The 14,272-nt window shown below is 37.3% G+C and carries 12 protein-coding genes and 1 pseudogene; 3 read left to right on the forward strand and 10 right to left on the reverse strand.

Annotated elements, in window-relative coordinates:
• Nucleotides 1-297: 297 nt before the first annotated feature.
• From FFM51_RS00130 to kduI, 5 genes are all read right to left on the reverse strand, one after another.
• Complete coding sequence (locus tag FFM51_RS00130; RefSeq protein ID WP_137596635.1) at nt 298-954, reverse strand: bifunctional 2-keto-4-hydroxyglutarate aldolase/2-keto-3-deoxy-6-phosphogluconate aldolase; 657 nt, start codon at nt 952-954, stop codon at nt 298-300.
• A 4-nt stretch (nt 955-958) separates the two neighbouring features.
• Nucleotides 959-1,915 carry a sugar kinase gene (locus FFM51_RS00135; RefSeq protein ID WP_137596636.1) on the reverse strand — a complete coding sequence of 319 codons (957 nt, stop codon included), beginning with the start codon at nt 1,913-1,915 and terminating at the stop codon, nt 959-961.
• Between the two features lie 211 nt (nt 1,916-2,126).
• Nucleotides 2,127-3,101: a 2-keto-3-deoxygluconate permease gene (locus tag FFM51_RS00140; RefSeq protein WP_170999524.1), complete on the reverse strand. Its 975-nt coding sequence runs from the start codon at nt 3,099-3,101 to the stop codon at nt 2,127-2,129.
• 107 nt (nt 3,102-3,208) lie between these two features.
• A complete protein-coding gene (gene kduD / locus FFM51_RS00145; protein WP_137596638.1) occupies nt 3,209-4,024 on the reverse strand; it encodes a 2-dehydro-3-deoxy-D-gluconate 5-dehydrogenase KduD in 816 nt (271 codons plus the stop codon).
• Between the two features lie 29 nt (nt 4,025-4,053).
• The gene (gene kduI, locus FFM51_RS00150; RefSeq protein ID WP_137596639.1) at nt 4,054-4,899 is read right to left on the reverse strand and encodes a 5-dehydro-4-deoxy-D-glucuronate isomerase; all 846 of its coding nucleotides are present in this window, start codon (nt 4,897-4,899) and stop codon (nt 4,054-4,056) included.
• Nucleotides 4,900-5,518: 619 nt separating this feature from the next.
• Here kduI and FFM51_RS00155 point away from each other — a divergent pair.
• The gene (locus FFM51_RS00155) at nt 5,519-5,794 is read left to right on the forward strand and encodes a hypothetical protein (protein WP_137596640.1); all 276 of its coding nucleotides are present in this window, start codon (nt 5,519-5,521) and stop codon (nt 5,792-5,794) included.
• A 279-nt stretch (nt 5,795-6,073) separates the two neighbouring features.
• Nucleotides 6,074-6,814, forward strand: a complete 741-nt coding sequence (locus FFM51_RS00160) for a sugar phosphate isomerase/epimerase family protein (protein WP_137596641.1) — start codon at nt 6,074-6,076, stop codon at nt 6,812-6,814.
• Between the two features lie 68 nt (nt 6,815-6,882).
• Here the strand turns inward: FFM51_RS00160 and FFM51_RS00165 are convergent, their stop codons facing one another.
• The 5 genes from FFM51_RS00165 to FFM51_RS00185 form a co-directional block, all read right to left on the reverse strand.
• A complete protein-coding gene (locus FFM51_RS00165) occupies nt 6,883-7,638 on the reverse strand; it encodes an IclR family transcriptional regulator (RefSeq protein ID WP_137596642.1) in 756 nt (251 codons plus the stop codon).
• A 36-nt stretch (nt 7,639-7,674) separates the two neighbouring features.
• Complete coding sequence (locus FFM51_RS00170; protein ID WP_307722375.1) at nt 7,675-8,691, reverse strand: LacI family DNA-binding transcriptional regulator; 1,017 nt, start codon at nt 8,689-8,691, stop codon at nt 7,675-7,677.
• Between the two features lie 150 nt (nt 8,692-8,841).
• Nucleotides 8,842-10,287, reverse strand: a complete 1,446-nt coding sequence (uxaC, locus tag FFM51_RS00175) for a glucuronate isomerase (protein ID WP_137596644.1) — start codon at nt 10,285-10,287, stop codon at nt 8,842-8,844.
• A 31-nt stretch (nt 10,288-10,318) separates the two neighbouring features.
• The gene (locus FFM51_RS00180; protein ID WP_137596645.1) at nt 10,319-11,881 is read right to left on the reverse strand and encodes a tagaturonate epimerase family protein; all 1,563 of its coding nucleotides are present in this window, start codon (nt 11,879-11,881) and stop codon (nt 10,319-10,321) included.
• 31 nt (nt 11,882-11,912) lie between these two features.
• Nucleotides 11,913-13,382: a glycoside-pentoside-hexuronide (GPH):cation symporter gene (locus FFM51_RS00185; protein ID WP_137596646.1), complete on the reverse strand. Its 1,470-nt coding sequence runs from the start codon at nt 13,380-13,382 to the stop codon at nt 11,913-11,915.
• Between the two features lie 406 nt (nt 13,383-13,788).
• Here FFM51_RS00185 and greA point away from each other — a divergent pair.
• Nucleotides 13,789-14,257: pseudogene (greA, locus tag FFM51_RS00190) on the forward strand (transcription elongation factor GreA).
• Nucleotides 14,258-14,272 lie beyond the last annotated feature (15 nt).

The following is a 14,272-nucleotide window of genomic DNA, read 5'->3' on the forward strand; positions in this document are numbered from 1 at the left end:
CGCGCAAACAGCCACAAAAGTCTCCATGTAACACAAAAACAGCACTTACGTGGAAAATTCACCATGTAAGTGCTTGTTCTTCCTATTCTTCTTGTCGAAACGCGCAAACAGCCACAAAAGTCTCCGTGTAACACAAAAACAGCACTTACATGGGAAATTCACCATGTAAGTGCTTGTTCTTCCTATTCTTCTTGTCGAAACGCGCAAACAGCCGCAAAAGTCTCCGTGTAACATAAAAACAGCACTTACGTGGGAAATTCACCATGTAAGTGCTGTTTTTATGTTACACTCCGACTTCTATGCGCGGCTGTTTGCGCTCTTAATTCTTTTATATTCTTTCATATATTCTTGCGCGTTTTTAGTAACACCTGCAAAATCGTCATTAGCTGCAGGCGCAGTTAAACCACCACCAGCACCGACTACTACGGCACCTGCTTCAAACCATTCATGCATATTTTCAACGTTAACACCACCTGAAGGCATTACGTTTAAATAAGGGAATGGACCGTGATATTCTTTGATAGCAACTGCGCCAGCCATTGCACCTGGGAACAACTTAACTACTTCTGAACCATACTTCAATGCAGTTTGTGCTTCTGTAATTGTAAATGTTCCTGGTGTATATGGAACTTGATATAGGTTACACATCAAAGCAACTTCTTTGTCAAAAGTTGGGCTAACAATAAATTGAGCGCCAGCAATAATTGCTAATCTAGCGGATGTTGCGTCCAAAACTGTCCCAGCACCAACAACTACATCGGTACCTTCATATTTTTTGACCAAGTCTGCAATAACGCTATCAGCATGAGGCACACTGTAAGTTAGCTCTAGTCCAGTAACTCCACCAGCGATTACAGCATCGGCAACTTTAATTGCCTTTTCTGGTGTTTCAGCTCTGACAACCGCAATGACGCCTGTGTTAACCATTTTTTCTACTAATTCTGCTCGTTTCATTTCATTACTCCTTATTGTCTTTGTAAAAGTCTTCTAATTCTTTCACAGTTGGATAACCGCCATTATCGCTCGGGTTCATTACAGCTAAGGCACCAACAGCACAGCCACGAGTAGCCGCTTTTTGAATTGGCAAGTTTTCCAGTAATCCCGTAATCAAACCTAGTGCAAAACCATCGCCGGCTCCGACCGTATCAACCACATTATCCACTTTAAAACCAGGAACCTCAAACTTGGTACCATCTTTTTGCTTAATAAATGCTCCGGCTGGTCCTAATTTAACAACCACAGTTTCGGTTGTCTCCCCTTGATTTAAATAAAAGTCAGCAATTTTTTCCGGATCACGAGAACCCATCAAAACTTCACCTTCATTGATACCAGGGAGAACAATATTAGCACGTTTAGCAAGATCATTAGCAACTGATATCATTCGTTCTTGGCTGTCCCAAATAGTGGGGCGTAGATTAGGATCATAAGTGATTTTAATGCCATGTTCGTGTAACAACTCAAACAATTTTAATTCAGCCGCTAAATTGTTCTCCGATAAAGCCGCAAAAATACTTGATAGATGGGCAATCTTAACCTCACTAAAGTCAATTGAATCTAATGTTTCTTCATTAAAGTGAGCAGCGGCAGAACCACGACGGAAATAATATGTTGCCGGGTCGCCTTTACTAATCTTTTGTTTAAGATAAAACCCCGTCCAGTTTTCATCATCGCCAGCAAGGTAAGAAGTTCCTACCTTGTTTTCTGCGATAGCTTTTTTGATGAATGCACCAAATGGATCATTTCCAACAGCAGAAATATACTCACTGGTATGTTCCAACCGAGATACCCCAATGGCAACATTTAACTCAGCACCTGCCAAGTATTTCTTGAAATCAGTTGCATCAGTTAATGACGCATCAGTGTTTTCAGATGCGAACACTACCAATGGTTCACCAATCGTCAAAAATTCAGCCAATTAACTAACCTCATTTCCTAAATACAGCGTGACTAGCTACATTTCAATATACTACTAATATATCACTTTTAGACGTGCTCGTAGAATCAAATGTTTTCGATTAAATTTAAAATAACAATCAAGCAATCAATTTCGGTTACTCAATCGTTATTTTAAACATCTGAACGGATTCCACTTATTACTACTTTATACATGCACTGCAAGACCAGATCTAATCGGCCTTGGTCACATTCTTTTTCTTATTAATTTTACGGTAGACCGACATAGTTACAATTGGTGTCAAAATCGCAGAAACTAACACACTAGTAGCAACGATCGCTGTCGCAGATTCTGCAGTTGCTTTAAAGTTTGGATCCATCTGTGCAATTACAATTGGAACAGACACAGCAGCACCAGCAGTTGATGATGCAGCCCAACCAGCTAACCCATCTGAACGAACCAAGTATTTGTCTAGTAGGTATAATACATAGCCGGAAACAAAGACAACCAATACACCAATCAAAATACCAGTTAATCCTGATTTAAGAATCATTTCCAAGCTCAAACTATAACCAATAGTGAATGCAAAGAATGGAACCAAAGCACCTTGTAACGGGCTAAATAACTTCTTCATTTCTGGATCTAAGCCACCAAGAACCATTCCAAGAACAAATGGTACCAATGTTGACACTAAAGCAGGCCATGGAAATGCACCAATACCGGCTAATCCCAAAGTAACCATGGTAAAGAAAGGACCAGATTGGATACTAAAGAATGGATAGGCCGCAACATCAACTTCACGATCAGGAATCGTTGTCATCAACGCTACATATAACCCACCATTAGAAGCGTTAAAGGAAGCCAACACAGCTAAGACTGACAAACCAGAAAAAATTCCAGTGGTAATTCCGTCTTTTGGTAAGAACATGTTCATAACAATCGCAATAATAGCAGCCAGGATAACCTTACCTAGCAATAAATTAAGTCCCTTCGCGGCAATTTTACCCGAAGACTTTAAATTAATATTGGTTCCAACAGCAAAGAAGAAAATGAACAAAATAACCGAAGTACCAACCATATATGATCCAGTAACACCAGTTAATAACACATCCGCTTTTGGCCAGATAGAGTGGATGATTGCCCCAAGTACTAAGGGAACAACCATCATTCCACCTGGTATCTTTTCAATATTTTTTTTAATTTCCATAATTTTTAACCCCACTAAAAATCTAAATTGAAATTCATTTCACAAATAATTAAAAATAAAAACAGAGATTTCCTCTGCTTTTAATTTGTTCGCTTGTGTTTTACTAACTACCGAACTAAGTAACCACCATCAACTGGAATAATAGCACCGTTAATGTAGTTAGAAGCGTTACCAGCTAGGTAAACTGAGATTCCCATTAATTCATAAGGCTCTGCCCAGTGGCCAGCAGGAATGCGGCCTAAGATTTCATCATTTCGCGATTTGTCGGCACGAATTGGAGCAGTGTTAGCAGTTTTAATGTAACCAGGGGCAATTGCATTAACCTGAACATTATAGGCGCCCATTTCACTAGCGAAGGCTTTAGTCAATCCAGCAACACCATGTTTAGCAGCTGTATATGATGGAATATATTTACCACCTTGGAATGAAAGCATTGAGCCAATATTGATAATCTTGCCTGACTTTTGCTTAGCAAATTCTCTGCTGACCGCCATTGACATGTGATAAACAGCTGAAAGATTAATCGCAATAACTTTGTCCCAATCTTCATCTTTAGATTCCAAGATTGGATTACGTTTGATCATTCCGGCATTGTTAACCAAGATGTCCACGTGACCAAACAATTCCATTGCTTTAGCAACAACTTCATCAGCAACGCCAGCCTTGGTTAAATCTACATCCATAAATTCAACTTTACGACCACGTTTTTCGATCAATGCACGGGTTTCATCCCATCCTTGTTGACCAAATGTTGGAATAAAGACATCTGCCCCAGCCTCTGCCATTGCAACAGCATAACCTTGACCTAAACCTGTATTTCCACCGGTGATGATTGCTACTTTGCCATCCAAGCTGTACCAGTCCATTTTGAATTGGTCGAGTGCTTCTGTGTTATGTTCAATTTCTTCTTTTGACTGTGCCATAAATTCTTTCTCCTAATTCCTAATAAATATTAACGTAATTCATGCATATCAACTGCATCCATATCATCATATGTTTGGTTTTCACCACACATTGCCCAGATGAATGAGTAATTAGTTGTTCCAACACCGCAGTGAACTGAGAAACTTGGGTTAACAACTGCTTGGTCTGGTTCTAGCCAGATATGCTTTGTGTTGTCTGGAGTTCCCATAAAGTGAGAAACACGAGTATCTTTTGAACCAAATTCAGTGTAAAGATATGTTTCCATCCGACGAGCATGTGTATGAGCTGGCATTGTGTTCCATGAGTTACCTGGTTCCAAAACTGTGTAACCCATTTGTAACTGACATGTATCCATGATTGATGCATCAATGTACTTATGGATTGTCCGCTTGTTCATGTGTTCTTGATCGCCCATTGGCATTGCAATTGCGTCTTTATATGACAACTTCTTGCTTGGGTATGCTTTATGAGCTGGTGTTGAAACAACATAGAACTTAGCAGGTGTCTTAGGATCTTCTGATTCAAACACAACATGTTTTGTTCCCATGCTGATGTAATAACCATCATGAGGTTCAATTGCTTCTTTGTTGCCATCAATTGTAACTGTACCTTTACCACCAATGTTAATAAAGCCCATTTCACGGCGTTGTAAGAAGAACTCAACCCCTAATTCTTTACTAAGTTTGATTTCAAGTGGTTCAGTTGTTGGGGTTACACCACCAAAGATCATTCGGTCGTTGTATGTGTATGTTAATAACACATCGTCAGGGCTAAAAATCTTTTCCATCAAAAATTCTTCACGCATCTGATCTGTACTGTAATGTTCAATATCCTTAGGACTATGAGCATATTTTGTTACCATGTTGAATGACATTGTAAAAGCCTCCATAATTTCTTATTAGGAAATACGCATTTCCTATTTACAACAAAAGCATATAACTTGATTGAGAAAAAATCAAGTGCATTTTTACACTTGCCGATTAAGCAACATGTAAACCGCTTACTTAATGTGCTGATATACTTGGCTTTTTTGAAATTAAAGTTAATTTTATTTTTTCCTAGTGTTTTTTTAAGTGTGTACTAATACACTTTTTTGTTGATGAAACGTGTTCGCCCCTGCATAAGTCTACGTGTAACCCAAAAATTACATGACCTGATTCAAAATACGAATCAGTGCACTTTTTTGTTGGTGAAACGTGTTCGCTCCTGCACAAGTCTACGTGTAACCCAAAAATTACATGACCTGATTCAAAACACGAATCAGCGCACTTTTTTGTTGGTGAAACGTGTTCGCTCCTGCACAAGTCTACGTGTAACCCAAAAATCACATGACCTGATTCAAAACACGAATCAGGTCATGTGATTTTTACGTTACACTCCGACTTATAATCGCAGGTGTTCACACTCTCTTTCTTGTGAATAAACCACCAAAATTGACCACTGCCATATTTGTTGTAGCATTAAAGTAAGTACAAAATATTGGAGGTAATACCATGAGCTCAGAAACTATTCGTATTGATCCTGAAAAATTTGCATATCACTTTATGGATTCCGTAGCTAAACCCAATGTTTCCAAGGCCGACATGCAGGCAGCCTCAAAAGACCAGCTATTTGCTTATTTATCTGCATACGTCTTAATTGAGCAATTTAACCAATCTGAAGCTAGTAACTTCTTAAATCATTCAGACGAAGATTTGCAAAATCTTTCAATGGGTAAATTCTTAGAATTAATTTCACAAAAGAACACTTTTGGACCAAATCAAAAATAATTTTTTGAAATTACAATTTTTAATATTAAAAACACGACTAGGCTATATGCTGTCGTGTTTTTTGTTTGATTTGGCGTTAGATTTGATAAAACGTGTTTCGAAAAGCAACTTCTCGCGCTTAGCCCAACTTACACAACGATTTCAGACCCATGAATCATTGGGTAAGTTATGCTAATGATCAGAAGTTAACCCCTTTTCTCCACACTATGGTTTCTTGACTTATGAAATGTAAACGGTTAATCTTTATCTGATTTTATATCAACTATTTGGAGGTTAACTATGGACAGCAATAAAATTGTTTTAAATACACTCGTATTCGATGCAGAACACAACAACGGATTGGCTCAACCTGACATGCTCCAAAAGGTCGCTGACTTTGGTATTAAAACGATCGAAGTTCGCCGAGAATACTTTAAAGATATTACAGCAGAAACTACTGCCGTTAAAGAAAATAATGCCAAATTGGGATTAACAGTTTTCTACAGTGTTCCTGAAAAAATATTTACCGACACCGGTGATCTCAATCCTGAATTATCTTCATATTTTGAAGAGGCTAAAACTATGGGCGTTAGTGCTGTAAAAATGAACATCGGTAATTTCACCGGTTTTAACGACGCTATCTTAGCTGGATTATCAGAAGTGTTAAGCTCTGGTATCCAACTAAACGTTGAAAATGACCAAACTGAGCAAAATGGTTCAAGTAAAAATATTATCAATTTCCTAGAAGCTGCTCAGGAAAAGAATTTAGATATTAAATTCGTTTTTGATTTGGGTAATTGGCGTTTTGTTGACGAAAACGAACAAAGTGTCGCCAATGCTATCAACAAATATGTCCGTTATATTCACGTTAAAAACGTTACCCAAGAAAATGGTAAAACCTCAGTTGTCGCATTAGACAAAGGCATCATCAACTGGCAAAGCACTTTGAAATATTTACCGACAAATGTGCCTGTTGCATTAGAATATCCCGCAACGAATGCTGAAATACAACATGGAATTGATTTATTAGTTAAATACTAATTCTGACCCATTTCAACAGATCAAAAAAGGCAGTCCAAAAATTTGGACTGCCTTTTTGTATTCAAATTTTAATCAATTTCTGCTTCAATCTTTTGTTTAATGTCTAATATCTCATTGATAATTTTATTTTTATATGTGGTAGTAACTCTAAATTTGGGTAAACTCACACTTAATGCGGCAACAGTTATATTTCCTTGTTTAATATACGTTGCAACGCAATACATATCTTTTTCTTGTTCTTCATCATCAATTGAATAACCCTGTTTTCGAATCTTATGAATTTCTGCCAACAGTTGCTGTGGGTCAGTAATTGTATGGTCTGTAAATGGTTTAAGGTCAGTGCTATTAGCATAATCTGTTACTTTAGCATCATCATAAGTACTCAAAACAGCTTTTCCAATTCCTGAACTATACAGTGGCCTGGTCAGACCAATTTTTGACGTCATGTAAATATTTTGATTTTTAGGTTCAATCTTATTAACATAAACTACTTCGTTTTCACGTGGCACAGCAAAATGCACCGTTTCATCAATTTTGTCTTGCAACATTTGTAAAAAAGGTTCTGTTATTTCAATCAAAGTGGTAGTATCTGTCCGGACTTTGCTGAACTGAATAAATTTTGTACCCAAAAAGTATTCTTTATTTTCATTAGCTTTTGACACATACCCAATATACATTAACGTTGTCAGTATCTTAGATACCGTTGGTGGGTTTATATCTGTTTTTGCTGAAATTTCATGAATCGTTTTACTTTTTCCATCCCCAAGTACATCGAGAATCTGGGCAGCTTTAATTAAAACACTGCCGTATAATTTACTTTCCACAATTTTCCTCCCGAGACTTTTGTGATAGCTAATATTTTACCGTAGATCTTGTACTGAATTACGCACAATCGGAGTTGGCTCAATAACATCTTGAATTGGCTTAACTTCAGTATCATTAGCCAACATCTGCGTCAATAATTTGATCCCTCGTTGTGCAATTACTCCGGTTGGTTTATGCACCGTGGTCAATGCTGGAATTAGGTATTTGGAATATCGCATGTCATCATAACCAAAAATAGAAATATCTTCTGGGACTCGATATCCTAGATCCGAGCAGGCCCGAATTGCACCGATCGTCATATCATCATTGGCACAAAAAACACAAGTTGGACGTGTACTGCCTGCTAATATTTCGCGCATTGCCGCGTATCCACTTTTCGGCAGGTAATCTCCCTCTTTGACAAAATCACGATCAATACCCAGTTGATGCTGACTTAACGCATCATAAAACCCATTTTGCCGTTGGTCAGTCGAAGCAAATCCGGATAATCCCTTGATGAAACCAAATTTAGTGTGTCCTAACCGAATTGCATACTCTGTAATATTTTTAGCGCCAATATACTCATCAGCCGCTAAGTTGACGACATCTGTTCGCTCAATCTTACGATTTAAAACAACAAGAGGCAGTTTTCGTCGAACCATCTGGTCAATAAAATAGTCATCGTTAGCAGATTGGCTAACAATTAAAACACCATCAAATTTTTGTAATACTTGAATAGTATCCTTGTCCTTAATGCTGTTGATCGAAACAGAATACTCAGGTGGAATGTTCTTGTTAATCTCATCAATAACTTCAGCCAAAAAACTAGCTGAAGTTCCAATTTCCAAATTAGAAAAGAACACTCCAATCAAATAAGAGTGCTGATTAGCCAATCCCTTAGCATTTAGATTGGGGACATAGCCTAATTTATCCGCAATTGCTTTAATTTTTTGTTTTGTTTCATCTTTGACTGCAGCACTATCATTTAACGCCCGTGATACAGTTGTGTGCGAAACACCAGCCAATTTAGCGATCGTTCGAATTGTCGCATCTTTATTTGTTGACTCTATGATTTTTCGACTCCTTTTGCTGCATTTATTACTTGATTATAGTTGAATAGTTAAGCTTTTAAAAGGTTAACTACCCTTTTTACACAAAAAAGACGTATCACCTGGGGTATGGTAACATGTCTTTTTTGCAATCATAAAATGTATTAATTTTTGTTAATTAAATAATTTTTCAGGAGTGGCGTCATTAAAAAAGCCAAAGAAGTTATAGGCATTATTGTAAGAAATATCCTCTACAATTTTACCTAGATACTCTTCATCATCTGGTACACGACCAGCTTGTGCCAGTTCACCATAAAAGTTGCACAATACGCGACGGAAGTATTCATGTCGGGGGTAAGACAAGAAACTCCGTGAGTCCGTCAGCATACCAACAAAGTTTGGTAAAAGACTTTCTTGTGCGAAAATCCGTAATTGTTCGTGCATTCCTTCTGCAGTGTCATTAAACCACCAACCAGCACCAAGCTGCATTCGTTGAACGCCACCTTCTGGGAAGGCGCCCATCATCGTTGCTAACTCCATCCAGTCATTAGGGTTTAATGAGTAAAAGATAGATTTAGGGACATCATTTGTGTCACGCATTTTGGTGTACAACTTTTGTAAATGTAATGCAATATCTGGTTGTGTTCCAACCGCATCATAGCCAGTATCCGCACCTAATTGTTGATACATTGGTTTGTTCAAATCACGGACTGAATTAACGTGAAACTGCATGGTCCAATCAAATTCTTTGTTAAACTTCATTAGATTTTCCAGTAGCCCGGTTAAGTACTTATCGATCTCAACAGATGTCAGCGATTCATCTTTAATCGCTTTTTGCATAATTGCGTTTAATTCTGTTTCCGAAGCTTCCACAAAATGATACGTTAACAAGGAGTGATCTGATAGTCGCCCACCCATCTCGTTGAAATATTCAAAGCGCTGATGAACTGCTTTAATCATGCTACTAAAGTCAGTAATGCTTACACCTGAAACTTTACTTAATGTTTGTAGATATTCGCCATAACCCGGTTTATCCAACTGAATTAATTTATCAGGACGCATTGCTGGCAATGTTCTAAAGCCACTTTCACGTTCTTCTTTTTTCAATAACTTATGATACTTCAAGTCAGATGCTGGATCGTCTGTCGTACAAACAGCCTTAACATTTGAATTCTTAATCAAATTACGAGGCTTAAACGCATCTGTTTGTAGCAATTTATTAGCCTTCTCCCAAATAGCAGGAGCCGTTTTGCGGTTAAAGGTTTCATTAATGCCAAAGAAACGTCGTAATTCCAAGTGAGTCCACTCATATAAAGGATTACCAGCTGATTTTTCAATCGTACCAGCCCAAGCCAAGAACTTTTCATACTCATCGCCGTCACCAGTGATTAATTCCTCTGGAACACCATTTGCGCGCATTAAACGCCATTTGTAATGATCACCATAATGATCTTCATTGATCCAAATTCGTGTAATATTTGGATAATTTTTGTTCTCGTAAATTTCTTCTGGGTTTAAATGACAATGAAAATCAATAATTGGCATTTTTTTTGCGTGATCATTAAATAATTTTTTACCCATTTCATTTTTTAACAAAAAATCGTCATCAAGTAACGCCATAAAACTATACCTCCTATCAACTTTTAGCTAACTAATTTTTAGGCTCATATTTACTCTGAACTTCTTCTTTAGTAGCAGCTTTGCCCTGTAACAAATCAATGTGTTCAGCGATATGACGATTCAAGAAATCATCGTATTCGTCTTGGTGTTTCTTCAAAAGGTCAAAGAAACGGTCACGATATACATACTTAAAGCTTTCTTGATAGTTCAAAACATTCCCATACATTGTGTGCAAAATTTGACGAGGGTTATCATCTGTCAATAATGACATCACATTGCTATCATTGATTTCTGAAGGCTTTGGCGAATTAGTTTGGTCAGCGTGGAAGACGTAGAATGGTTTAACATCATCCAAGTTATCAAATGAATACTTGTAAATCTCTTGCATTAATTTAGGATCTTCTTTGGCAACAACTCTAAGAGCTTCCAGCCAGTTTGTACCAGCTGTTTTAACGTGCCAGCCGTTTTTCTTTGAAAGTCGACCAATAATTGGGTAAACAGATAGTTTGTCTGACCCAGAATGAATACTCAAACGATATCCAAATTTCTCAGCAATAGCTTCATGAACCACATACTCACGTTCGAAACGACCCAAGTCACCAATGTAATCAATCGCCTTTTGGAACTCACCATAGAATTTAGGTGCTAATGTTTCTGGAGTAATGTTATTATTCTTCAATTCATTAGCAAAGAAATAATGGTTAGCTGGTGTGGTTGGCACAATTGTTTCATCCATTGAAATTTCAAAGTCCAAATTATTTGGAACAACAAAACGATGGTAAATGTATGTCGCATATTCAACAGCATCAAAGTAGATTAGAACTGATTGTTCGACATCTTTTTTATCAAAATGAACTTCTGCATTTTCACCAATTTTAAATGTTTTATCAAGATAGTCATTATTGAAACGAGTAACAAATTCAGGATCCAATGCATTGTACTTAGCATCCAATTCTTCATCGGACAAATCGGCAATTTCGTTATGAATCTTTTTAGTAGCATCCAATGTGATCATTGTGCAGCCACTTTCAACCGCATATTCAACTTCGTAAGGTTCCTTAACGTGGTCGCCATCAGCACCCCATCCATCGGTATAACCTTCTTCAAAGACAGCCCATGATGCTGATTGAACTACATCTAATTCAGTCCGGTCAGTTAATAACAATTCACGAATTGATTGTTGTGCCAAGATAGGGAAGATTCCGCGTCCCTTGAATAAACGTAGATGCGCATTAGAAGCTGAGCCTAAACGGTCTCCCAAACCGAAAGTATATTTGTAACCATGTCGCGAGATAGGCTTAACCCATGGGAAACGATAGCTAAGTGCTTCATTGTTTGCTTGGGTTAGTTCTGCAACAACTAGTGCTTTTCCATTACCTGCATCTTCAGTAGCAATCGCATCAAATTCACCGATTGTATTACCACTTTCACAAGCAACTAAATATTTTTCACCATTTTCGTGAAGGATAAAGTAGACATTTTTACGTTCTACTTGAATTGATGGTGCATAAACTTCTTTATCACTTAAATTTGAAAAATCACCATTTGCGGCTAAAATTTCTTGAACATCAGCTACTAATTTTTTTGTATCCATTTTCTATTACCTCCAAATTTTTAAACAACAACTATTTATTATCTTTGTCTCCGATATTACCTTTTTCCCATTTACCATTATCCAGATCGGTAGCAACCTTCTTAAACTTTTCATCATTCAATTTGTACAAGAATCCGATAACGATTGCGGCAATAATCATACATGCCCCCGGATAAAGTGTCATTGCTCCTTTAATCCCAAGCAAAGTACTTGCAGACTGGTGACCGTTAGCGATATATCCAGTGATAGCAAGGATTCCAGCACTAACGATTGCTGCTAATGATTGCGCCAATTTACGTGAAAAGTTAAATGCTGCATAGGTAATTGCTTCTTTACGCATTCCTGTGTGCCATTCACCGTAGTCAATGACGTCAGAAACATATGCCCAAGTGATTCCGTTTGGAATACATAATGCAGTGTATCCGATTGTAATTAAAATAATGAACGTAATCGGATTAGTTGGTAGAACAAAGTTAAGTAGATTAGCAACTCCACTAATTATCAAACAAACAACAGTAACTTTTTTCTTTCCAAACCATTTTGTAAGCATTGGAATTGAGAAAATCCCAACAATTGAAACACCCATCATAATAGAATTGACCAGTGGTTGATAATTAATATTACCTAAATTATATTGCGCAAAGTAAACCATCATCGTGTTATTCGTATTCATCGCTGAAATAGTGAATAATGTCATCAAAATGATTGCAAATAACGGTCCATTGGTAAAGACAATCTTGAAGTAATCCTTAAATCCTTCAGGCTTAGCAGCATTATCACGGTGAACCTTAACGTTCTCCTTTGTTCCTAAGAAGCAAATCAAGAACATTACTACTCCAAGTACTGCAAAAATTGTAGCCGCCCAGAAGTATCCATGGCGTTCGTTGCCACTACCCATGCCGCCACCTAGCATTTCCATCAAAGGAATGAATGCAACTCCGGCAATAAATTGTGCTGCAACGGACCCAATTTGCCTTGACGTTGCCATGAAACTACGATCTTGCGGATTACGAGACATAACCGAAGCAAGTGATCCATATGGATCATTAGTAAACGAGTACACCAGTCCCCAAATCATGTATGCAGCGTAAGCGAAGATGATTTTGCCCACCGGCGATAATCCCATTGGCATCGTGAATGTTACTACGGTCATAATACCGAGAATTACCGCTGAAATCATCATCGTCGGTCTAAACTTGCCTTGTGGTCCAATATTTTTACGATTATCAATAATCGATCCAGCAATTGGATCCATGAAAGCATCAAAAATCTTCGTAAAAGCAAAGATCCCTGCAACAACACCAGCTCCAATTCCGGCTGCATCCGTCCAGAACTTGGTCAGATAGGCTTGCCCTAAATCGAACATAAACCCATTACCAAAATCACCAAAACCATAAGCAATCTTCTGACTAACCGGAATTTGTTTACTATAATTGATATCTGTTATTTTTTGAGGTAAGGATGGTTCACGATGATGCTCCGTAGTTTGATTGTCACTCATTTCGTCACTCCCTTTTATGCGTTAAATGCACACGGTAACATTTAAAGGTAAATAAAAAATAAACCAATTGTGAATAAATTATTTAAATAACAAAAACAAAATTGAAAAATAAACGACGCGCCTCGAAAATTTAATAAGTTTTTTGTTAACGGTTTCATTTTAGTGCATATAATATTTTTGTCAATCGGTTTTTTATTAAATTTAGATTAGACTTTATTTTTATTTTTGAATTTGGCTTTACATTACTTATTTGTTTGATCGCGTTTTCACTTATAACATTTAAATTAAGCAAAAATAAAAAACAGAATAAATGTTACCGGTAACATTTATCCGCTGTTCAGAATTCCTTTTCAAAACTTAAATTTGCTTTATAATGCTAATTGATAAAGCTAGAAGGGGTTTTTATATGCAGCCATATTTTAATAAAATGACACCAGCGGGATATCATGAAATCGAAACAGAAATTGAACAATTAAAATTAGACCGACCAAACAAAATCAAAGCATTACAAGAAGCCCGTGCCCTTGGTGATTTATCCGAAAATGCAGAGTACAGTTCCGCTAAACGCGATCTTCGCCGGCTAGAAAGTCGATTGCGATTCTTGAATAAACAACTTCAATACGCACAAGTTGTTACCCCAAGCAAAAACTCAATTGTTGACTTAGGCAAACTAGTAACTATTGAATTTCTTGATGATCATTCCCAAGTGATCTATCGACTAGTTGGAAAGCAAGAGGCTAATTTAGCTAGTCACAAATTGGCCTTTGACTCACCGTTAGGTAAGGCCCATTATCAATCAGCAGATCAATACAATTGCTACCGTGAGTGCCCCTGACGCTGAATATCAAGTGAAAATTATCAAAATTGAAATTTAAAATATACCTAAATGG

It is taken from the genome of Paucilactobacillus kaifaensis (assembly GCF_005405145.1).
GTDB lineage: Bacteria > Bacillota > Bacilli > Lactobacillales > Lactobacillaceae > Paucilactobacillus > Paucilactobacillus kaifaensis.